General features: G+C 65.0%; 19 protein-coding genes, 2 tRNA genes and 1 pseudogene. 15 read left to right on the top strand and 7 right to left on the bottom strand.

The features are described 5' to 3' along the window. Positions 1-49 precede the first annotated feature (49 nt). Positions 50-1,276 (bottom strand): annotated as a pseudogene (locus tag QY049_RS00335) (CHASE2 domain-containing protein); the annotation flags it as partial. 676 nt (positions 1,277-1,952) lie between these two features. Here QY049_RS00335 and QY049_RS00330 point away from each other — a divergent pair. After that, on the top strand, positions 1,953-3,041 hold the full coding sequence (locus QY049_RS00330; RefSeq protein WP_301268579.1) for a DUF2778 domain-containing protein: 1,089 nt from the start codon (positions 1,953-1,955) through the stop codon (positions 3,039-3,041). Positions 3,042-3,116: 75 nt separating this feature from the next. On the opposite strand, the gene QY049_RS00325 is transcribed toward QY049_RS00330, so the two are convergent. The 3 genes from QY049_RS00325 to QY049_RS00315 all read right to left on the bottom strand — a co-directional run bounded on the left by QY049_RS00325 (position 3,117) and on the right by QY049_RS00315 (position 5,258). Further along, positions 3,117-3,941, bottom strand: coding sequence for an SDR family NAD(P)-dependent oxidoreductase (locus QY049_RS00325; protein WP_301268578.1), 825 nt, complete (start codon positions 3,939-3,941; stop codon positions 3,117-3,119). A gap of 72 nt (positions 3,942-4,013) precedes the next feature. Next, a complete protein-coding gene (locus QY049_RS00320) occupies positions 4,014-4,652 on the bottom strand; it encodes a glutathione S-transferase N-terminal domain-containing protein (RefSeq protein WP_301268577.1) in 639 nt (212 codons plus the stop codon). A 12-nt stretch (positions 4,653-4,664) separates the two neighbouring features. Further along, on the bottom strand, positions 4,665-5,258 hold the full coding sequence (locus QY049_RS00315; protein ID WP_301268576.1) for a cysteine hydrolase family protein: 594 nt from the start codon (positions 5,256-5,258) through the stop codon (positions 4,665-4,667). A 129-nt stretch (positions 5,259-5,387) separates the two neighbouring features. Between QY049_RS00315 and QY049_RS00310 the strand changes: the two genes are divergently transcribed. The 5 genes from QY049_RS00310 to lepB all read left to right on the top strand — a co-directional run bounded on the left by QY049_RS00310 (position 5,388) and on the right by lepB (position 8,954). After that, entirely contained in the window at positions 5,388-6,218 is an 831-nt protein-coding gene (locus QY049_RS00310; protein WP_301268575.1) for a LysR family transcriptional regulator, read from the top strand. A 195-nt stretch (positions 6,219-6,413) separates the two neighbouring features. Continuing rightward, a tRNA-Phe gene (locus QY049_RS00305) sits at positions 6,414-6,486 on the top strand. Between the two features lie 4 nt (positions 6,487-6,490). Continuing rightward, positions 6,491-6,558: transfer RNA gene (locus tag QY049_RS00300), tRNA-Gln, on the top strand. 333 nt (positions 6,559-6,891) lie between these two features. Further along, positions 6,892-8,043 carry a slipin family protein gene (locus QY049_RS00295; protein ID WP_301268574.1) on the top strand — a complete coding sequence of 384 codons (1,152 nt, stop codon included), beginning with the start codon at positions 6,892-6,894 and terminating at the stop codon, positions 8,041-8,043. Between the two features lie 164 nt (positions 8,044-8,207). After that, on the top strand, positions 8,208-8,954 hold the full coding sequence (gene lepB / locus QY049_RS00290; protein WP_301268573.1) for a signal peptidase I: 747 nt from the start codon (positions 8,208-8,210) through the stop codon (positions 8,952-8,954). Positions 8,955-9,029: 75 nt separating this feature from the next. Here the strand turns inward: lepB and groL are convergent, their stop codons facing one another. Further along, the gene (gene groL / locus QY049_RS00285) at positions 9,030-10,670 is read right to left on the bottom strand and encodes a chaperonin GroEL (RefSeq protein ID WP_060736470.1); all 1,641 of its coding nucleotides are present in this window, start codon (positions 10,668-10,670) and stop codon (positions 9,030-9,032) included. A gap of 45 nt (positions 10,671-10,715) precedes the next feature. After that, entirely contained in the window at positions 10,716-11,030 is a 315-nt protein-coding gene (gene groES / locus QY049_RS00280; protein WP_128951016.1) for a co-chaperone GroES, read from the bottom strand. 403 nt (positions 11,031-11,433) lie between these two features. On the opposite strand from groES, the gene QY049_RS00275 reads away from it, so the two are divergent. Further along, positions 11,434-11,721, top strand: coding sequence for an usg protein (locus QY049_RS00275; RefSeq protein WP_194482008.1), 288 nt, complete (start codon positions 11,434-11,436; stop codon positions 11,719-11,721). Positions 11,722-11,857: 136 nt separating this feature from the next. Further along, positions 11,858-12,397, top strand: coding sequence for a cupin domain-containing protein (locus QY049_RS00270; RefSeq protein WP_258766397.1), 540 nt, complete (start codon positions 11,858-11,860; stop codon positions 12,395-12,397). 73 nt (positions 12,398-12,470) lie between these two features. Here the strand turns inward: QY049_RS00270 and QY049_RS00265 are convergent, their stop codons facing one another. Then, complete coding sequence (locus QY049_RS00265) at positions 12,471-13,721, bottom strand: NupC/NupG family nucleoside CNT transporter (protein WP_301268572.1); 1,251 nt, start codon at positions 13,719-13,721, stop codon at positions 12,471-12,473. Between the two features lie 161 nt (positions 13,722-13,882). Here QY049_RS00265 and QY049_RS00260 point away from each other — a divergent pair, with 161 nt between their 5' ends. The 7 genes from QY049_RS00260 to QY049_RS00230 all read left to right on the top strand — a co-directional run bounded on the left by QY049_RS00260 (position 13,883) and on the right by QY049_RS00230 (position 22,123). Next, positions 13,883-15,121, top strand: coding sequence for an MFS transporter (locus QY049_RS00260; protein WP_258766399.1), 1,239 nt, complete (start codon positions 13,883-13,885; stop codon positions 15,119-15,121). 200 nt (positions 15,122-15,321) lie between these two features. Then, a complete protein-coding gene (locus QY049_RS00255; protein ID WP_194482012.1) occupies positions 15,322-16,206 on the top strand; it encodes an AraC family transcriptional regulator in 885 nt (294 codons plus the stop codon). Positions 16,207-16,423: 217 nt separating this feature from the next. Continuing rightward, complete coding sequence (locus tag QY049_RS00250) at positions 16,424-17,497, top strand: sugar ABC transporter substrate-binding protein (protein ID WP_194482013.1); 1,074 nt, start codon at positions 16,424-16,426, stop codon at positions 17,495-17,497. Positions 17,498-17,559: 62 nt separating this feature from the next. Continuing rightward, entirely contained in the window at positions 17,560-18,384 is an 825-nt protein-coding gene (locus QY049_RS00245; protein ID WP_301268571.1) for an ATP-binding cassette domain-containing protein, read from the top strand. Further along, complete coding sequence (locus QY049_RS00240; protein WP_301268570.1) at positions 18,381-19,637, top strand: sugar ABC transporter permease; 1,257 nt, start codon at positions 18,381-18,383, stop codon at positions 19,635-19,637. The genes QY049_RS00245 and QY049_RS00240 overlap by 4 nt, the downstream gene beginning before the upstream one ends. Positions 19,638-19,758: 121 nt before the next feature. Next, entirely contained in the window at positions 19,759-20,487 is a 729-nt protein-coding gene (locus QY049_RS00235; protein ID WP_194482016.1) for an SDR family oxidoreductase, read from the top strand. Between the two features lie 25 nt (positions 20,488-20,512). After that, on the top strand, positions 20,513-22,123 hold the full coding sequence (locus QY049_RS00230; protein WP_301268569.1) for an FGGY-family carbohydrate kinase: 1,611 nt from the start codon (positions 20,513-20,515) through the stop codon (positions 22,121-22,123). Positions 22,124-22,170: the final 47 nt, after the last annotated feature.

Below are 22,170 nucleotides of genomic sequence, written 5' to 3'. Positions count from 1 at the left end.
TGAGGCGCAAGGGCGGATAGAAGGAAAAGCTAACGACCCGCGCCAGTCATTCCTGCACGGCTGGCGCCTGCGTTTGCGCCGGCGATCGGCTCTCGGCGGCGAGATATTGCGTACGACGGCCCGCCCACAGCTGCACGCCGACGAAGACCGCAACCGGCGGCACTGTGGCTGCGAGCGTGGTCGCGGCGTTGAGCCAGACGCCGTGCATGAACACGAACAAATTGAGCCCGGCCCAGGCGATCATCACCGCGGCAGCCCCAACGTAGCCGAGCGCGCTGTGTCGCCAGGCGAGCAGGCCCACCAGCATCATCGGCAGCAGGATCGCGGCCAGCGCATCTGCAATGTGAACCCTGCGGTCGCGCACGATGCTGTCGCCGGCGACCAAATGCGTGATCGCGGTCGAGACCACTTCGACGCCGGGCATCAGGGAATCGAACGGCGTTGCGAAGTTGTCACCGCCGCCTGCAACGGCAGCGCCGATCACCACGATCCGGTTCTCGATGGCCTTGCGGTCGAGCGTGCCGTCAAAAATGCTCTGCGCGCTCACGGTGCGGATGGTTCGGCGCGGGCCGTAATAGGTGATGGGCAGAGAAAAGTCGGTGTTGGTCGGCACCGCGTGATCGCCGAGCCCGAGATAGTCGGTTCGGATCGTCGGCGGCTGGTCGAGCGCGCGGCTTGCGACCAGCAGCGGAAACGACAGCTCGACCGTGTCGCCGGTCCGGAACAGCATCGGTACCGAGAGCGGCGAGCCGGATTGCCCGGTCGCGACATTGGCGATGCCGATATCGGCGTGCTCGGCGAAAACAGGCAACGGCAGCAGGAGGCGTTCGGCCTGGGGCAGGGTGGCGAACGGTCTGGCGCTGGCGGACGCCGCGGTCTTGCTCGGGAGAATCGCCGTGGCCGCCAGCACCATGGGACCGGTGGCGAGAGTGTGGGCCAGCGTGGCATCGCCGATCGCGGCGCTGCGATCGGCCAGCGGCAGGTCGATCGCGACGACCTTCGGCTTGAACTGCACGATTGTGTCGACGACGCGCGCGAGATCGGCGCGCGGCAGCGGATAGCTGCCGCCGCGCTTCACCACGGTGTCGTCGATCGCGACGATGGTGACGAGATCCGGCGGCCGCTGCACGCCGCGCGCGAGCGTGCGCAGGTTGGTCAGCGTCGCCTCGAACTGGTCGAGAAATTGCAGATGGCCGTTGGCGTGGGCGGTAAAGGTGCCGGCTCCCCACAAGGCAGCGAAGGCGAGGGCCGTCACGATCTGGGCGCGTCTATTCATAATCTCTGACTGCAAACTGCTCTTGGTCCGCATCTTGTTGTGCGGCTCTCATTTGACGACTGCGGACTTGGTGATCCAGCCATGATGGTCGGGCTCGGTTGACCCAACCTCGCCATCAGCGCGTCGGCACGCGTCATAAGGCTGAGGTCGTAGCTATTTTCTGGGCCCGGCCAATTCCAGATTGGCGCGATCAACTTTCGGTCAGGGCGGACCATCCACTCTCCGCCGCGCACGCGGAGCGAAGCGGAGGTCGAGCCTGAACCCGCCAGCCTCGCGCAACGCTTTCCCGCTATCTTCCGGGTATCGAAGACCACGAAAATGACTTGGTTGATGCGTCTACAGATCCGGCCGCAGACGTTCATCGAGCATGCTGAAACGGCCGAGAATTATGGTTAACAGTGCCGCCTAAGTCCGTACTTCTGCGGGCTTTTTTCTCGAAATGGCACAGCATTAACGACTTGCCCTACAACCGCCCGAACTTAATCCGCATTTAACTAAAAGTCGCCTTAATGACGCTCCGACCCTCTGCGAGATGCTGGTTCCGGAACGTGACCAGCGGCACTTCGAAGGGGGACTGAGTGACACCGTCCTGGACGCAAGGCGAATGAGTACGAGTATCGCTGCGCAGAGTTACGCGGCACGGAAGCCGAAAAATTCTCGGAAGTCTTCCCGGAAAATGACCACCCAAAACGTGCTTGGCGCCGCCGTGGCCGGCTGCGTCTTGCTGGCCGGCTGGACCGTCTACAACAACATCTTCGCCGCCAGCGTCTATCCGACCGTCGGCACCGCCGGCTACGACGAGCCCGTGGTCAAGCGCGCCCCCAAGGTCGCGCTGCGCGAGGCAGGCGAGGCGATCAGGGAAACCTTTGCGCTGCTGCCCGACCGGCTCCAGGTTGCTGCACCGATCTCGCGCGAGATGTTCAACGAGCGCTTTGCCGCGGCAGCGACGCAGGGCGTCGAGTCGAACGCTGCGAGCGCCGCGCCTGCGACTCAGGTCGCTGAGGCCAAGGATACCGCCAAGGAAGCGCCGAAGCCGACCGTCGTCGCCAGGGTCGCGGAAGTGCTGAAGAGCCCGGTCAAGGCCGTCGAGAAGATCGCGGACGCCGCGAAGACCAAGCGCACGGAGGTGCCGGTGCAGCTCGCGTCGGCCGATCCGGCCCAGATCGTGCCGGCGCATGAAGCCAAGCCGAAGTCCTTTGCCGATCGCGCCAAGGCCGCGGTGATGTCGATCACCGGTCCGCGCCAGTCGATGGTGGAGAAGCTATGGGGCAGGCGTGAGCCCTCCGGCGGCCTGCTCGCCTACGCCTCAGCCGACGCCAGCGTGACCTCGGCGATCGCGCCCAGGGAGCAGAACCCGATGTTCGGCGGCGCGCCGCCCTATGAGCGCGACACTGCGGTGTATGACATCACCGCCAAGACGGTTTACCTCCCCGATGGCACCAAGCTGGAGGCGCATTCGGGCCTTGGCTCCAATCTCGACGATCCGCGCTCGCAGCGCGTTCGCATGCGCGGCGTGACCCCGCCACACATCTACACGCTGAAGCCGCGCGAGGCACTGTTCCACGGTGTGCCGGCGCTGCGCCTGACCCCGATCGGCGGCGAGAACGCGATCTACGGCCGCGACGGCCTGCTCGCCCACACCTTCATGCTCGGGCCGAACGGCGATTCCAACGGCTGCGTGTCGTTCAAGGATTACTACGCGTTCCTCGACGCCTATCGCAACAAGGGCATCCGCAAGCTCGCGGTGCTGGCGCGGGTCGACTGAGCGCCGCCAATTCCCGATCATGAAAAAGGGCCGATCGCTGCGGCCCTTTTTTCTTTCTTGTTTCGCGTGGGGCGTTCAGCCCGGCCAGCACTGCCCGCCGCCGTCGATGCGCAGCACCTGGCCCGAGACGAACGCGCCCATCGGACCTGCGAAAAACTCGACGACGCGCGCGACCTCGTCGACGGTCGCGATGCGGTCGAGCGTGCCGTTCTCGACCATTCGGTTCGGATCCACTGCGCGAGTGCCGATGAAGCGGCCAGTACGGGTGTCACCGGGTGCGATGCAATTGACCGCGATGTCGTACTCGCGGAGCTGGTCGGCGAGGCATCGCGTGTAGTGGGTCACGCCGGCCTTGGACACGGCGTAGATCGAGCCCTGGGTGCGCCCCTTGAAGGCGGCGACCGAGCCGAGCGTGACGATGCGCCCGCGCCGCCGCGCCATCATGCCCTTGGCGACCGCCTGGCAGGTCAGGATGGTCGAGAGCAGGTTGCGCTCCAGCACCGCGCGTACGTCGGCTTCCCCAATGTTCACCGCATCGTTCGGATCGGGCTTGCCGCCGGCAGCCGCGATGTCGCCGCCGGCATTGTGCACGAGGATGTCGATCGGGCCGAGAGCACCTTCCGCCTCGGCAATCACGCGCGAAATGTCGTCGCCCTTGGTGAGATCGCCGAGCGCGCGATGGCTGCGGACGCCGAATTGCTGGCCGATCTCGGCAGCCACCGCGGTCAGCGTGGTGCCCTCGCCATACTCCGCCGGCCCGTGCTCGCGCATACCGTGGACGGCGACGTCGGCGCCGAGTGCGGCAAGCTTTTCAGCAAAGGCGCGGCCGAGCCCGCGCCCCGCGCCTGTGACCAGCGCCACCTTGCCTGCCAATATCTTCCCAGCGTCATGCGATGTCATGATCTTGTTCCCGTTTTTGAAATGTCGGTCGCAAGATCTAGCCCAATCGCCGTCACCTCCACCAGTGACCTGTCACGCAGGGCTCACCGGCATGGTCTTGCGCAGCGCCATCTCGGTCGCGATCGCTTCCCGCACGATGGGTCGCGCCTGCATGCGTTCGAGATAGGCTGCCAGCGACGGCCATTGTGCGATGTCGACGCCCGCGGGACGAAGCAGCAGCAGGGCCCAGGCGAGATGGGCATCCGCGACGGTGAAGCGACGACCAACGAGGAATTCGCGGTCCGTCAGATGTGCGGACGGTACCGACAACGTCTGCATGATCCGCGCGCGCGGCTTGGCGAGCGAGCCGTCATCCTTGTACCAGAAGGTCGGAAACAGGAACGCCTTGTGGATCTCGGTGCCGATGAAGCTCAGCCATTCCTGCAGGCGGTAGCGATCGACATCGCCAGGGGGCGGTGCAAGGCCGCGCTCGGGCTTCGCGTCGGCGATGTATTGCAACACCGCCGCGCTCTCCGTGAGGCACTCGCCGTTCTCCAGCACCAGGACCGGCACCGCGCCCTTCGGCGAGATGCCGCGAAAATCGCTATCGTCGTCCACGAGCGTCTTCGTCCAGAGAGACACCGGATGATAGTGCGCATCCAGGCCTGCCTCCATCAGCGCGATTCGGCTCGCAAGCGAGCAGGCCATCGGTGAGAAATAGAGTTGCAGCATCGCTTTGCTCCGTTATCTCAGCGCATCGCCGCGCGCGATGATCGCGAAGCGGTCGGACAGCTCGGCGAGCGCGACCTCATGAATGGTCCGCGCATCCAGCGTGCCGCCGCGGCCGTCGGGCAGGTCGCGCGTGGCGCAGGAATCGGCATCAACAGTGGTGCGAAAGCCGAGGTCGAGCGCGGCCCGCGCCGTGGAACTGATGCACATATGCGTCATGAACCCGGCCAGCACGATGTTCTTCCTCCCGGTCGCGTCGAGACGCGCCTTGAGATCGGTGCCGGCAAAGGCGTTGGGCAGCTCCTTCTCGATCACGAGCTCGCCGGCACGGGGCGAGAGCTCGGCGACGATGGCGCCGCGGTCGGCGCTGCGATCAAACAGGCTGCCCGCCTTGCCGCGATGGGCGATATGGATGATCGGGGCGCCAACCTCGCGCGCCGTTGCCAGCAGCGCGGCCGCCCGCGCAATCGCGGGCCTGGCGTCGGGCAGGGCGAGGGGGCCCGCGAGATATTCGTTCTGGATGTCGATCAGCACCAGCGCGGCGTCGGCAAGACGCGGCGGGTTGAGGTCGGCGCCGGCGAGCTGGAGCAGGGTCTTTGCGGCGGTCATGGTCTTGGTAATCCTTGAGGACGAATGGCCGGGCCAGCATAGCGCCGGGGCTGCCTGCCGATATGCAGGGATATTGCAGCGGGTGGCTGCGATATTGCAGGGTTATGGCAAGCGATGTAGCCTCGCCCCATGAACTGGGACGACCTCCGCATCATCGCCGCCGTCAGGGACGAGGGCACCTATGCCGGTGCCAGTGCGCGGCTGCGCATCGACGAGACCACGGTCGGGCGTCGGCTGTCGCGCATCGAGCGCGCCCTCGGCCTTCGCTTGTTCGAGGCCGCCGATGGCGTCCGCAGGCCGACACGCCAATGCGAAGCGGTGCTGGCGCATGTCGAGGCGATGGCGGCGCATGCCGCCGAGATCGGCCGCCTCAGTGAGAGCCTGGAAGGTCCGATGGGACGCCTGCGCATCGCCTCCACCAACACGGTCGCCGAGGCGGTGCTGTCGCCGCGCGCGAGCGACTTCCTGCGCGCCAATCCCGGCCTGACGCTGCAATTTCTCACCTCGAGCGAGAACGTGAAGTTCTCGCGCTGGGAGGCCGATCTCGCCATTCGCCTGCGCAAGCCCGACAAGGGCGACTTTGCGATCTCGAAGCTGGGTGACATCGAGCTCTATTATTTCGAGCCTGTTGCGACCGAGGGCGAGCCGATGCTCTGTGCCTATCCGGACGAGCTGGGTGCCATTCCCGAGATGCAATTCCTGCGCACCAGGAAAGCCCGCGCGCGCTGCGTCACCGACAACGTTCGTGTCATCCGCAATTTGATCCGCACCCATCGGGCCGCCGGCGTGTTGCCGGAGTATGTCTGCGCTGATCTGCTCGGCGATCGCCGCCTGCGCGCCACGCTGCTGCCGAGGCGCCGCGATGCCTGGCTGCTCGTGCAAAATCACCTCAAGCGCGACGCCGCAACGCGCGTGACGATCGACTGGGTGAGGGCGTGTTTCCAGGAGATGGCGCGGTAGTGACGCGATGTCTTGGTGTGCTCAGCGCATCACAGCGCGTGGCATGCGACAAAAAAATTCGAACGATGCTCTTGCCAACGTTCCGCGCATACCTTATTAGCGCGCTCCTTCGCTAGGCCATGGGTCCGGGCTCGTTGAGATCCCGGCTGGCGCGAGCCGGTCTCCGGTTTCGTGTTCCGCCGAATGAAGACGAAAGCAGGATGTAGCTCATGGAGAGCGTCGGGCTGAACACCCGAAGGCATCGGTTCGATTCCGGTCTCTTGTCCCACAAAGGATAGCTCAGTTGGGTAGAGCAGGTGACGTTGAAATCATCGTGTCGCGGGTTCGATTCCCGCTCCAAGCGCTCCGTTTCAGGCTGAACAGCTGATACCTCTGACGAGGACCGGACGCGCGCTTCAGTCGCAGTCCGGCCGTTTTGCCGCAAGGCTTTCCGTCCGAACTTTGACACTGTGAGACCGGCTTCGCGCTGCGGTGGATACCGCTTGCGCTGATGCCGGGTGGCTCCGCATGGCCGCGCGACAGATGTCGCGCGATCGCGCGCGTGCGCCCGTCATCGTGCAAGCTCAAGCCACGGCCCGCCGATTTCCCGGGAAGCGTCGTCCGCGTCCTCAATTCCTTTGCATACGAAAACTGCCGTCCGGCATCCCGCCGGGCGCAACGAAGGAGGCGTGCCATGACCTGGCATTTGCTGATGTTGAACGTGACGGTGAAGGATGGCGAGCGCGCGTTGCTGACGCGCAACGGGCAGCTCGTGCGCGTTCTCGCGCCCGGTCGGCATCGCCTGTTCGATCCCCTGCACGAGCTGAAGGCCGAAGTGCTCGATGTGGTCCGCACCGAGTTCTCCGCGGATCGCTACGCGGTGCTGAAGGCCGCGCGGCCCGATCTGGCCGCCGAGCTGTTCGAGGCGGTCGAGACCCGCGCTGACGAGGTCGCCATCGTCAGCCTCGACGGCCGGCCCGTGCATCTGATGACGCCCTGGCAGGTGCGCGTCTACTGGAGGGTCGCAACCCGCATCGATGTCGAGCGCATCGATGTATCGAGCGATCCCCGCGTCAACGCGCGGCATCTGACCATGATCGAGCGTAACCGCTCGACCGTGACGTCAGAGACGGTGGTCGAGAACCACGAGGCGGGTCTGCTCTACGTCGAGGGCCGGCTCGTCGAGCGGCTCGCGCCTGGCCGGCACGCCTTCTGGACCGTCGGTCGCAAGATCGAGGTGAAGCGCCTCGACCTGCGGCCCCAGGCGGTTGAAATCACCGCGCAGGAGATGCTGACCAAGGATCGCATCGCGCTGCGGGTGACGCTGACGGCGTTCCGTCGGGTCGTCGATCCCGAGCGTACGGTCGCGACCGTGCCCGACGTGGATGCGTGGCTGTACCGGTTGGTGCAGTTCGCGATCCGCGAGGCGGTCGCGGGCCGGACGCTGGACGAGGTGCTGTCTGCGAAGGCGGCGCTGGATGCGGAGCTGCGCGACTATGTGCGTGCACGCGTCGCGGTATCTGGTGTCGAGGTCACCGAGCTCGGCGTCAAGGACGTGATCCTGCCCGGCGAAATCCGGGAGCTGGTGAACAAGGTGGTGGAGGCGGAGCGGGTCGCGAAGGCGAACCTGATCCGCCGGCAGGAGGAGACCGCGGCGACGCGTTCTCTTCTGAACACCGCCCGGCTGATGGAGGAGAACCCCTTGCTGCTTCGGCTCAAGGAGCTGGAGTCGCTGGAGCGGCTGGTCGAGAAGGTCGGCCGCATCGATCTCCACGCCGGCAGCGGCGAGGGCCTCGATGCTCTCCTGACCCGGCTCGTGCGCCTGAAGGCGCCCGAGAGCGCATAAGCAGAAGGGCCGCCCACGGGCGGCCCTTCATCCATCTTCACAATTGTCGTCGTCTTGAACGCAGCTGCGCGCTGGCGCGACCCAAGATCATCAGACGCAACCGGATTGCGCACGCCATCGCCTGCGCCAATCTCGGCGCACAACCATGTCGGACAGGGCAGGCGATGTCTACTCTTGAGACCACCATCCGTCCGAAGGCCCAATCCGGCGAGTGGAAGGCGATCGTCATCCTGATCCTGCTCGTGCCCGTGCTGTGGTCACCGCTGATCCTGTTTCGTTTCGTGCTGTTTCAACCGTTCAATATTCCGTCCAGTTCGATGGCCCCGACGCTGGTCGTCGGTGACTACGTCTTCGCCGCCAAATATGCCTATGGCTACGGCCGCTATTCGATTCCCTTCGCACCGTCGTTCATCTCCGGCCGTTTCCGTGCCGCCGATCCCGCCTATGGTGACATCGTCGTCTTCACGACGCCGAAGGACACCACGGTCGACTATATCAAGCGCGTCGTCGGGCTTCCCGGCGACCGCATCCAGATGCGGCAGGGGCAGCTTGTCCTCAACGAGATCCCGGTGGCGCGCGTCGCGCTGAAGGTGGCGTTCGCCGGCTCCGCCTGCGGCGGCGAGGTCGGTGCCAAGGTCAAGCGCTGGCGCGAGACGCTGCCGAACGGAGTGAGCTACGTCACCTACGACTGCATCGACGGCGGATTTCTCGACGACACGCCGGTCTACACCGTGCCCCCTGGCCACTTCTTCGCGCTCGGCGACAACAGGGACAACTCGACCGACAGCCGCATGATGTCGGCGATGGGCTTCATCCCGATGGACAATCTCGTCGGCAAGGTGACGCGAATCTTCTGGTCGCTCGATTCCGAAGGCGAGCTCCGCGCGGAGCGTCTGGGGAAGGCGGGATGAGAGTGTGCCCCCAAGCAAAAACCCCGGCATCGCTGCCGGGGTTTCGCATTTCGTATCTTGCCTGAATGGCCGGACTTAGAAGTCCATGCCGCCCATGCCGCCGCCCGGGGGCATCGCGGGACCGGCGCCGCCCTTCTTGGGCAGCTCGGCGACCATGGCTTCCGTGGTGATCAGCAGGGCCGCAACCGAAGCTGCGTTCTGGATCGCGGTACGGACCACCTTGGTCGGGTCGATGATGCCCTTCTTGACGAGGTCGGCATATTCGCCGGTCTGGGAGTCGAAGCCGTAATTGTAGGCCTTGTTCTCCAGGATCTTGCCGACGATCACCGAGCCGTCTTCACCGGCGTTGATCGCGATCTGGCGAGCGGGGGCCGACAGCGCCTTGCGCACGATCTCGACGCCGGTCTTCTGGTCGTCGTTCTTGGTGCGCAGGCCCTTGAGCTGCTCGGAGGCACGGAGCAGGGCGACGCCGCCGCCCGGGACGATGCCTTCCTCGACGGCCGCGCGGGTCGCATGCATCGCGTCATCAACGCGATCCTTGCGCTCCTTCACCTCGACCTCGGTCGCGCCGCCGACGCGGATCACCGCGACGCCGCCAGCGAGCTTGGCCAGACGCTCCTGGAGCTTCTCGCGGTCGTAGTCCGAGGTGGTCTCCTCGATCTGCGCCTTGATCTGGGCCACGCGCGCCTCGATGTCGGCCTTCTTGCCGGCGCCGTTGACGATCGTGGTGTTCTCCTTGTCGATCATCACCTTCTTGGCGCGACCGAGCATGTTGAGCGTGACGTTCTCGAGCTTGATGCCGAGATCTTCCGAGATCGCCTGGCCGCCGGTCAGGATCGCGATGTCCTGCAGCATGGCCTTGCGGCGATCGCCGAAGCCCGGAGCCTTGACGGCCGCGACCTTCAGGCCGCCGCGCAGACGGTTCACGACCAGGGTCGCGAGCGCCTCGCCTTCGACGTCCTCGGCGACGATGACCAGCGGCTTGCCGGTCTGCACCACGGCCTCGAGCAGCGGGAGCAGCTCGTTCAGCGAGGAGAGCTTCTTCTCGTTGATGAGGATGTAGGCGTCGTCCATCTCAACGCGCATCTTGTCGGCGTTGGTGACGAAGTAGGGCGAGATGTAGCCGCGGTCGAACTGCATGCCCTCGACGACGTCGAGTTCGGTCTCGAGCGACTTGGCTTCCTCGACGGTGATGACACCCTCGTTGCCGACCTTCTTCATGGCGTCGGAGAGGAACTTGCCGATCTCCTGGTCGCCGTTCGCCGAGATGGTGCCGACCTGGGCGATCTCGTCGTTCGAGGTGACCTTCTTGGAGTTCTTCTGCAGGTCCGCAACCACGGCCTCGACCGCGAGGTCGATACCGCGCTTGAGGTCCATCGGGTTCATGCCGGCGGCAACCGACTTGGCGCCTTCCTTCACGATCGCCTGGGCGAGCACGGTCGCGGTGGTGGTGCCGTCGCCGGCCGCGTCGGCGGACTTCGAGGCGACTTCGCGCACCATCTGCGCGCCCATGTTCTCGAACTTGTCGTCGAGCTCGATCTCCTTTGCGACGGTGACGCCGTCCTTGGTGATTCGGGGAGCGCCGAACGACTTGTCGAGCACGACGTTGCGGCCCTTCGGACCGAGCGTGACCTTCACCGCGTTGGCGAGAACGTCGACGCCGCGCAGCATCTTGTCGCGCGCTTCAACCGAGAATTTGACTTCTTTGGCTGCCATCTGGATTTTTCCTTGAGGTGTATGACTGGAGGGAGAGAGGGGCTGTTAGGCCGCCTTCTTCTTGGAAGCGGGGACGTCGAGGACGCCCATGATGTCGCTTTCCTTCATGATCAGCAGGTCTTCGCCGTCGATCTTGACTTCGGTGCCCGACCACTTGCCGAACAGCACGCGGTCGCCAACCTTCAGGTCGATCGGAACCAGCTTGCCGGCTTCGTCGCGGCCACCCGGGCCAACGGCGACGACTTCACCCTGGGAGGGCTTTTCCTTGGCAGTGTCGGGGATGATGATGCCGCCGGCGGTCTTCTCTTCTGCGTCGATGCGCTTGACCACGACGCGGTCGTGAAGCGGACGGAATTTCATGCAGCTCTCCTAAGCATTTGCACGAGTTGATGATTTCAACGTGTTAGCAATCTGCGCCAGCGAGTGCTAGCGCAGGCGGAGCTGAAATAGGACAGGAAATTTGCGGGGGCAAGGGCTTCTAGCAGAAAAATTGGCGCTCTGAAGGCCCGCCTGCCAGAATCTCTTTACCATCGTTAACCGAATGCCGGAGGCCTCTCCGAGGCCCCCTCGGGGCCGTATTAGCACGGTGCGCGCTCTGCTGCTAAAGCATTGAATTTCAACAACTTGTTAAACTTTTAGGCTTGAGATGAATTGTCAGTTTGCGTCACATTTCTCTCATGTGAGCGCATCTCCGCCGGGTGGCTCGTAAGCTGCGTACCGGATCAAGCCACCCCAGAAATGCGCTCCTGCAAAGGAGGTTGGCATGGGACTGCGGGTTGGGGGCGTTTCCGAAGACTTCCGGAAACAGATGTTGGGCTACGGGCTGACGACGGCGCAGATACTCTACCGGATGCCGGATCATCCCTCGCTGCTTCAGACCTACGTCTGGCAGAACTACGACATGTTTCCGAAATTCCCCGCGCTGAGCGACTTCCTCGCGTTCTGGCAGGAGAAGCTCGACGGTCCGCTGCATTCGGTGACCGTCGCGCATTCCAAGCTGATCAAGCCGGCCGAGCTGCGCGCCGTGGACGGAGTGTTCCGGCTGCATTGACGGCGAGATGCCGTAGGGCGCAGTTGCGAAGCGCATCCGCCGCTGTCTGAAGGGCGGCGGGGTACGCCTGCGGCCAACCGCCCTACGGCTTCCGTTTCTGTGCTAGCCTCCCCCCATAACAACAGGGAGGCGGCCCATGGCCAAGAAAACAAAATCGCGTAGCGCAGCGGTAACCGCGGTGAAGAAGCGTAGCGGCACCAAGCCCGCGGCCCGATCATCAGCGCGCAAGACGGTTAAGTCGAAAGCGCGCGCGACGACAGCCAGGGTCGCGACGAAGAAGCCCGCACGCCGCAAGCAGCGCATCGCCATCAGCCATCACCGCGAGGAGGATTTCAAAGCCGACGGCCTGCGCGCCTACGCCAAGTACCGCGACCTCGGTATCGCCGCCGCGAGCCATGGCTTGGCGCAAGCTCATGTCATCCGCTTGCAAGGTCCCTGCGATCCGGCTGAAGTCTCAAAACTGCACTTCCACGACGTCGACTTCCAGATGGTCTATGTTCTGAAGGGCTGGGTGAAGACCTACATGGACGGGCAGGGCGAGACGATGATGCTGGAAGGCAGCGCCTGGACCCAGCCGCCGAAGATCAAGCACATGATCCTGGATTATTCCGACGACGTCGAACTGCTGGAAGTGATCCTGCCGGCGGAGTTCAGGACGGTCGAGTTGAAGGCGTAGAGCGCAAGTCTCTCCGCCCGTCATTCCGGGTTCACGACTTCGTCGCGCTCCGGAATGACGGTCGGAGAGATACCTACGTCAACACCCCCACGATAGCCCCCATCAGACACGTCGTCAGCGTCCCCGACACGATCGACTTCAGACCCAGCGCGTTGATCTCGTCGCGCCGCTCCGGCGCCATCACGCCGAGCCCGCCGATCATGATGCCGAGGCTGGCGAAATTGGCGAAGCCGCACATGGCGTACAGCATGATCAGGCGCGAGCGCGGATCGAGGGTGCCAGGCGGCAGCTTCGAGAAGTCGACATAGGCGACGAGCTCGTTGAGCACGGTCTTGGTGCCCATCAGGCTGCCGGCGGTGACGGCCTGGTCCCAGGGCAGTCCCATCAGCCAGCACACCGGCGCCATGATCAGTCCCAGCACGCGCTGCAGCGAGATCGCGGCGCCGCCAATATCAGGCAACAGTCCGAGCACCGCATTGGCGAGATAGACCAGCGCCACCAGCACCAGGAGCATCGCGACGATGTTGATCAGCAGCTCGATCCCGGCGCCCGTGCCTTTCACGATCGCGTCCATGGTGCCGGAGACCGCCATTTCGGGGTCCTCCAGCGCCCCGCCGGTGCGCTTGTCGGAGGTCTCGGGGATCATGATCAGGCTGACGAGGATCGCGGCCGGCGCGCCCAGCACCGAGGCGATGACGAAATGCGCGGCCGCATCGGGAATAAGAGGAGCAAGGAGCGTCGCGTAGAGCACCAGCACGGTGCCGGCGATGCCGGCCATGCCGCCGGTCATCACCAGAAACAATTCGCTGCGCGACATCTGCGTCAGATAGGGCCGCACGAACAGCGGCGCCTCGACCATGCCCAGGAAGATGTTCGCGGCGGTCGAGAGCCCGACTGCGCCGCCGACCCCGAGCGTGCGCTCCAGCAGCCAGGCCATGCCGCGCACGACAGGCGGCAGCACGCGCCAATAGAACAGCAGCGTCGTCAGCACGCTCATGACCAGCACGATCGGCAGCGCCTGGAACGCCAGGATGAAATCGGCGCCCGGCACCTTCAGGTCGAAGGGCAGGGGGCCGCCGCCGACATAGCCGAACACGAAGGAGGAGCCGGCGCGCGAGGCCGCCGAGATGGCGCCGACCGCGTCGTTGATGGCGCCGAAGGCATGCGCCACGAACGGCACCTTCAACAGCACGATCGCGGTGGCGAAGGTGACGACGAAACCGACCAGCGCCTGGCGCAACGAGACCGCGCGGCGATTCTCCGCGAGCGCAAACGCGATCAGCAGCAATGCGAAAACGCCGAGTGTCGATTGCAGCCGCAGCATGATGTCCCCAAACCCCCAATGATTATGGCCGCGCGTGCGTTGCAAAGGCAATGCCGGGAATGTTGCTCGCCGTCCCGCTGTTGACATCCAGGTCCGTGTCGGCCACCCGGGGAGCATTACCGACGTCAGGGGCGGACCATCCGAGCGTGACCGAACAGGCGATGTCTGAGCAGCCAGTATCCGTCAGTCCGCCGGTCAGCGCCGGTGAGCTTCTCCGCCATCGCGCCTTCCTGTTCTTCCTGCTCTCGCGCAGCCTGTCACGCTTTTCCAGCCAGATCGCGGCGGTGGCGATCGGCTGGCAGATCTACGACCTCACCGGCTCGGCCTTCGACCTCGGCATGGTCGGGCTCGTGCAGTTCGCGCCGACGGCACTGCTCGTCTTCGTCGCCGGGCATGCCGCGGATCGTTTCGAGCGCAAGCGTGTGGTCCAGCTCTGCCAGCTCGTGGAAGCGGCGACCGCGCTTTATCTTGCCGCGATCACCTATCTCGGCGCGGTCAGCGAAGTCCAGATCTTCATCGCGACCTTCGTGCTCGGCATTGCCGGCGCCTTCGAGAGCCCGACCACCGCGGCGCTGCTGCCGCTGATCGCACCGCAAGGATCGCTCCAGCGCGCGACGGCGGTGGCCAGCGGGGCCGGTCAGGTCGCGACCATCACCGGGCCCGCACTCGGCGGCTTTGCTTACGCGATCGCGCCGCATCTGGCCTATGCCCTGATGTTGGTGTTCTGGATTGTCGGGATGATCCTGACCGGGTTCATCCAGCCGCGCCCGCAGGCGGTCGCCAAGGAGGGGACGGACGAGGACAACATCTTCGCCGGCGTCCGCTTCATCCGCCAGAGCCCGGCGATACTCGGCACCATCTCGCTCGATCTGTTCGCGGTGCTGTTCGGCGGCGTCACCGCGCTGCTGCCGATCTATGCCCGCGACATCCTCCAGACCGGCCCGGTCGGGCTCGGCGTGCTCCGCGCCGCACCGGCGGTTGGTGCGCTCTTGATGACCACGATCCTGGCGCGCCATTCGATTACACGGCACGTTGGCCTGCGCATGTTCCAGGCGGTGATCGTGTTCGGCATCGCCACCATCGTGTTCGCGCTGTCGTCCTGGATGTGGCTGTCGGTGCTGTCGCTCGCCGTCTTGGGCGCCGCAGACACGATCAGCGTCGTGATCCGCTTTTCGCTGGTGCAGCTCGCCACCCCCGACGAGATGCGCGGCCGCGTCGGCGCGGTCAACTTCCTCTTCATCAACGCCTCGAACCAGCTCGGCCAGTTCGAGAGCGGCGTGACGGCAGCCCTGTTCGGCGCCATGCCGGCGGCCGTGCTCGGCGGCGTCTGCACGGTCGCGGTGGCGCTGCTCTGGATGAAGCTGTTTCCCAGCCTGCGCCGGGTGGAGAGCCTGGAGTAGGGAGCCAGGCTTCGACATGGCCGATATTGCGGCGCCCGGCCAACGAATGTCAAAAGAGTATCGGTTCGGCATCTGAATCGTGGTGGCGGCAGCGTCTGCCACCCGATACGGTTTCGACCAATAGCTAGAGCTGAGCAAAATTCAGCCATCGGGGACAAGCCCAGACGTTCATAAACGGGCCGGCCCAGGAGGGAACGGATATGGAACCAGACCTGGAAGTCGTCCAGATTCGGCGCGGCGAGTCGTTCAAGGCTTGGTCGCACGGCTATCCCTTCCACACGGTCAGGTGGCACTTTCATCCGGAATACGAAATTCATCAGGTCGTGGCGACGAGCGGCCGTTATTTCGTCGGCGATTTCATCGGCCAGTTCGAGCCGGGCAATCTCGTGCTCACTGGGCCCAACTTGCCGCACAATTGGGTGAGCGACGTGCCGGCGGAAATGACGATCCCGCTGCGCGGACGCATCATCCAGTTCAGCGAAGAATTCATCGGCGACACGATGAGGTTGATGCCCGAGCTGTCGGGTCTCGCCGCGCTGCTGGAATCCTCCCGACGCGGCGTCCTCTTTGCCGGCAGCACGAGCAAGGAGCTTGTCCCGCTGATGGAGGAGATCGTGTCAGCGAAGGGCGTGCGCCGGATCGAGCTGTTCATGATGATTCTGGGGACGCTCTGCCGCGCCCGAGGCGCGCTGCCGCTCTCCAGCCCGAACTATCTGCCAGATCCGTCCGGCTACATGTCGGCGGGCATGAACAAGGCGCTCGCCTTCATCCGCGAGAACCTGACGCAGCCGTTCAGCGAAGCCGATCTCGCCGCGATCGCCGGCCAGTCGCAAAGCGCGTTTTCGCGCTCGTTCCGCCGGCACACGGGGATGTCCCTGGTGCAATACGTCAAGCGGCTCCGCATCAATCTCGCCTGCCAGATCCTGATGAGCGACGAGCATGCGTCCATCACCGACATCTGCTTCCAGGTCGGATTCAACAATCTCTCCAATTTCAACCGCCAGTTCCTGGCCGAGAAGGGCATGCCGCCTTCGCGCTTCAGGCGGTTGCTGGCGGACAACATCAACGCGGCACGCGCCGCCTAACCGGGAGGAGCAAGGGAGGAGGACGATTACGGGAAGAATGACGCGGGCGCGCCGATGGCGGCCTGCGAAGGAGATCGTCTGTCCGGAAATTCCGCGTGGCTTCGGAGGGTATCGGCGCTGAGCGCCGTCGTCATCCGGCTGCGGAAGCAGGGATGACGCGTCTCGAAGAGATCCACGAGCAGCACTTTAACACCCAGTTTCCGAAAGGGAAGTCCGAATGACAAAGCCCTCGCTCAAGACCATTTGCTCTGCCGCTCTCGCCCTGTCGCTACTCGGCGCAACGGCCATGTCCTCGCGTGCCGCGGAGGTGAAGGATGCGACCGTCGCCTTCCTGATGCCCGACCAGGCCTCGACCCGCTACGAACAGCACGACTATCCAGGCTTTGCCGCCGAGATGAAGAAACTCTGCGGCAGCTGCAAGGTCGTCTATCAGAATGCCAGTGCGGACGCCGCGCGCCAGCAGCAGCAATTCAACTCGGTGATCTCGCAGGGCGCCAAGGTGATCGTGCTCGATCCGGTCGACTCGGCCGCGGCCGCTTCACTGGTGAAGATGGCACAGTCCCAGGGCATCAAGGTGATCGCCTATGATCGCCCGATCCCGGACGCCAAGGCCGACTTCTACGTCTCCTTCGACAATGAAGGCATCGGCAAGGCCATCTCGGAATCGCTGGTCAAGCATCTGAAGGACGCCAAGGTCACGCCGAAGGAGGGTGAAGGGGTGCTCCAGATCAATGGATCGCCGACCGATGCCGCTGCGGGACTCATCAAGAAGGGTATCCACGCCGGCCTCGACAAGAGCGGCTATCCGATCCTCGCCGAATATGACACGCCGGACTGGGCGCCGCCCAAGGCGCAGCAATGGGCGAGCGGCCAGGTCACCCGCTTCGGCAAGAAGATCCTCGGCGTCGTCGCCGCCAATGACGGTACGGGCGGTGGCGCAATTGCCGCTCTCAAGGCCGCCGGTGTCGATCCGGTGCCTCCGGTGACCGGCAACGATGCGACGATCGCCGCGCTTCAGCTCATCATCGCCGGTGATCAGTACAATACGATCTCCAAGCCCAGCGAGATCGTTGCAGCCGCCGCGGCCCAGGCGGCGGTGGAATTCCTCTCGGGCGGTGCGCCCAAGGCGGAAACCACGCTGTATAATACGCCCTCGAAGCTGTTCATTCCGGCTGTCGTGACCGCGCAGAACCTGAAGGCGGAGATCATCGACAAGAAGATCCAGACCGCCGATCAGCTCTGCACGGGCAGATACGCCGCCGGATGCAAGAAACTCGGCATCACGCAGTAAGCGAAGCAGCATCCCGGCCGCTCAATGCGGCCGGGATGAACGAAGGGAAGGCGGACGCGGCCATGTCCACGATCTCGGATGTCGATCACCCGCAGGGGGGGCCAGGCGAACTGGTCCTGAGGCTGCGCGGCATTTCCAAGAATTTCGGTGCCGTGTCCGCCCTTGCCGACGTCGACCTCGACGTGCATGCCGGCGAGGTGGTGGCGCTCGTCGGTGACAACGGCGCCGGAAAATCCACACTGGTGAAGATTCTGGCCGGCGTGCACCAGCCCACCTCCGGGACGATCGCCTTCGACGGCGAACATGTCGTCCTGTCCGATCCGGCCACGGCGCTTGGTCTCGGCATAGCCACCGTTTTCCAGGATCTGGCACTCTGCGAGAACCTCGATGTGGTCGCCAATATCTTCCTCGGCCGCGAGCTCAATCCCGTGAGGCTCGACGAAGTGTCGATGGAAATCCGGGCCTGGACATTGCTCAACGAATTGTCGGCCCGCATTCCCAGCGTGCGCGAACCCGTTGCGTCGCTGTCGGGCGGACAGCGTCAGACCGTGGCGATCGCACGTTCGCTGCTGACCGAACCGAAGCTCATCCTGCTCGACGAGCCTACCGCAGCGCTCGGCGTCGCGCAGACCGCGGAGGTGCTCGACCTGATCGAGCGCGTGCGTGCCCGCGGCCTCGGCGTCATCGTGATCAGTCACAACATGGAGGACGTGCGCGCCGTCGCCGATCGGATCGTGGTGCTGCGCCTCGGCCGCAACAACGGCGAGTTCGGACCTGACGTCTCCAACCAGGATCTCGTCACCGCCATCACGGGGGCCGACGAGAACTCGGTCTCCCGGCGCGCGAGCCGACGCGGCGCGCAGCCATCGCGGGAGGTGCCGATATGACCGACGATACGCAACAGGTTTCGACGGCGCGGTTGCTGGACCGTCGCGACGAGCGCGTCGCGCATGCGGACACGCTCGGCGGCACGGTCGGCGCCTTCGTCGACCGCGTGCGGTCGGGCGACCTCGGCTCTCTGCCGGTGGTGGTCGGCCTGCTGATCATCTGCACCGCATTCCAGAGCCTCAACCCGGTCTTCCTGGCGCCGGACAATCTCGTCAATCTACTGTTCGATTGCTCGACCGTGGGCGTCATCTCGCTCGGCATCGTTTGTATCCTGATGGTCGGCGAGATCGACCTCTCGGTCGGCTCGGTGAGCGGGTTCTCTTCGGCGCTGGTCGGCGTGCTCTGGGTCAATCAGGATTGGCCCGTAGCGTTGGCTATCGTCACGGCGCTGGTGCTGGGCGCCGCGATCGGCGCCCTCTATGCCTTTTTGTTCAATCGCCTCGGCATGCCCAGCTTCGTCTCGACGTTGTCAGGCCTGCTGGCGTGGCTCGGCCTGCAACTCTATCTGCTCGGCTCGACCGGCTCGATCAACCTTCCTTACGGATCGCCGCTGGTCAATTTCGGCCAGATGCTGGTCATGCCGCCGATCGTGTCCTATGCGCTCGCGGCGCTCGCCGGCGTGGTCGTATTCGCGACGGGCTACCGCATGGCCGCGCGCAGGCGAGCGGCGGGACTGTCTGCAAGTTCGCTCGGTCGCCTTCTGCTGAAGGGTGCGCTTGCTGTCATCGTGCTCGAATTCGTCGTCTACTATCTCAATCTCGCGCGGGGCGTTCCGTGGATGTTCGGCCTGTTCGTCGGCTTGTGCGCGGTCATGAACTACGCGCTGAAGCGGACCAAATGGGGCCGCTCGATGAGCGCGGTCGGCGGCAATCGCGAGGCCGCCCGTCGTGCCGGCATCAACGTTCGCCGCATCCATGCGAGCGCCTTCATGCTGTGCTCCACGCTGGCAGCCGCCGGCGGTATCCTTGCCGCCGCGCGGCTCGCATCGTCCAGCCAGCAGGCCGGGACGGGAGACGTGAACCTCAACGCCATCGCAGCGGCGGTCATCGGCGGCACCAGCCTGTTTGGTGGCCGCGGCAGCGCCTATTCCGCGCTGCTCGGCATCATCGTCATCCAGTCGATCGCCAGCGGCCTCACGCTGCTCGATCTCTCTTCGTCGCTTCGGTACATGATCACGGGCGCCGTGCTTGCCGTTGCGGTCATCGTCGACTCGCTGGCGCGACGCTCGCGTGTCTCCCATGGCCGCGCCTAGAGCGTTTTCAAGCGAAGTGGATACCGGTTCGCGTCAAGAAAACGCGTCAAAACAAGAATCCAGAGCCCCGTTTCCATCGAAACGGAAAGGGCTCTAGACAACACCAACAAGAGGACCGACCGTGGGCCAGGAACTTGCAGGAAAAGTTGCCGCGATCACCGGCGCCGCCTCGGGCATCGGTCTCGAATGCGCCAGGACGATGATCGGAGCCGGCGCGCGCGTCGTGCTGGTCGACCGGGCGGAGGATGCTCTGAAAAGCGTCTGTTCCGATCTTGGCGACAACGCGATCCCGCTGCGTATCGACCTGACTGACGCTGCTGATATCGCCGGTATGATGCCGAAGGTGCTGGAACGGGCAGGGCGGCTCGACATCTTCCATGCCAATGCCGGAACCTATGTCGGCGGCGAGGTGCTTGGCGGCGATCCCGACGCCTGGGACCGCATGCTCAACCTCAACGTCAACGCGCTGTTCCGCTCCATCCACGCGGTGCTGCCCCACATGGTCGAGCGCAAGAGCGGTGACATCATCGTCACCAGCTCGATCGCCGGTCTCGTCCCCGTCGTCTGGGAGCCGATCTACACCGCCTCGAAACATGCCGTGCAGGCTTTTGTCCATACCGTGCGGCGGCAGGTCGCCAAATACGGCCTGCGCGTCGGCGCCGTGGCGCCCGGCCCGGTCGTGACCGCGCTCATCAGCGACTGGCCGAAGGAGAAGCTCGAGGCGGAAATGGCGGCAGGTGGACTGATCCAGCCGACCGAAGTCGCACAGGCGGTGCTCTTCATGTTGACCCGTCCGCGAAACGTCACGATCCGCGACCTCGTGATCCTGCCGCAGAGCAACGATCTGTAACGCTTCATCGTGAAGGGATCCGCGGGTGGTCAGTCATTTTCTCGGCATCGACGTCGGCACGGGCAGCGCAAGAGCCGGCGTCTTCGATCGCTCCGGCAGGCTTGTCGCCACCGACAAGGCCGACATCACGCTTTGGCGCGAAGCCGGCGACATCGTCGAGCAGTCGAGCGAGGACATCTGGCGTGCCGTATGCCGCAGCGTGCGCGGCGCGGTCGGAAAGGCCGGCATCGCGCCTGACAGCATTGCCGGCATCGGCTTTGATGCCACCTGCTCCCTGGTGGTGCTGGGCAGCGGCGGCTCGCCGCTTGCCGTCGGTCCGTCCGGTGATCCCTCCCGCAATATCATCGTATGGATGGACCACCGCGCCGTCGATCAGGCCCGTCGGATCAACCGCACCGGCGCGAGAGTTCTCGACTATGTCGGCGGAACGATCTCGCCCGAGATGGAGACGCCGAAACTGCTGTGGCTTGCCGAAAACATGCCGCGCAGCTTTGCGGACGCCTGGCAGTTCATGGACCTGACCGATTTCCTCACCTGGCGCGCCACGGGGAGCCTTGCTCGCTCCGCCTGCACCGTCACGTGCAAGTGGACCTATCTGGGCCACGAAGATCGCTGGGATGCCGGCTTCTTTCGCTCGGTCGGTCTCGGCACGCTGGCCGACGAGCAGTTTCGCCGGATCGGCACCGAGATCGTGCCCGGCGGCACACGCCTGGCTGCCGGCCTGACGGCGGAGGCCGCGACCGACCTTGGCCTGAAGTCGGGCACGCCGGTTGCGGCTGGCCTCATCGACGCGCATGCCGGCGGTGTCGGCACGGTCGGCGCGCGCGGAACTGCCGGGACGGCGCTCACGCGCATGGCCTATGTGTTCGGAACGTCTGCCTGCACCATGTCGACAACGACGGAGCCGACGTTCGTTTCCGGCGTTTGGGGGCCTTATTTCTCGGCCATGGTGCCGGGGCTTTGGCTCAACGAGGGCGGACAGTCAGTCGCTGGTGCAGCCATCGACCATCTCATACAGATGCATCCCCATTCCGCACAGGCGACACAGGCGGCACGCCTGGATCAGCGGACGCTCGCCGACTGGCTCGCCTCCCAGGTGGACGCGCGCGGCGGTGCGGAGATGATCAGGGAACTGGTCGGCGAGCTTCATGTCGTGCCCGAATTCCTCGGCAACCGCGCGCCCTTCGCCGATCCCGATGCGCGTGCGCTGATCGCCGGGCTGGATATGCGCGCGGACCTGGAGAGCTTGCTCGCCCTCTATCTCGCCGGCCTGTGCGGCCTTGGCTACGGCGCGCGGCAGATCGTGCGCGCCCAGCAGGACAAAGGCATCGCCATCGACACGATCGTCGTCAGCGGTGGCGCGGCCCAGAGCCGCCTGGTGCGGCAGGTGCTCGCCGATACGACCGGCTTGACGGTTGCGGCCTCGGTATCTCCGGAGCCGGTGTTGCTCGGCTCGGCGATGCTTGGATCGGTGGCTTCCGGCGATCATGCCAATGTCGGCCAGGCGATGGAGGCGATGTCGGTGCTGGGAGAAATACATCCACCCCGCACGGCCCTGGCAACCTGGAACGACAAGCGCTTTGCGGCCTTCGAGGCCCTGCAGCAGGTCGGCCGATCAATCCGAAGCCAGCCTTAGCGATTGTAGAAGCAGAACAGGGGTCTGGTCGACGTCACCCCGGTTGC

This window comes from Bradyrhizobium sp. WYCCWR 13022, from assembly GCF_030435535.1.
Classification (GTDB): domain Bacteria; phylum Pseudomonadota; class Alphaproteobacteria; order Rhizobiales; family Xanthobacteraceae; genus Bradyrhizobium.
Note: the sequence above shows the minus strand (reverse complement) of the source record. Positions and strands in the feature narration are given on the sequence as shown.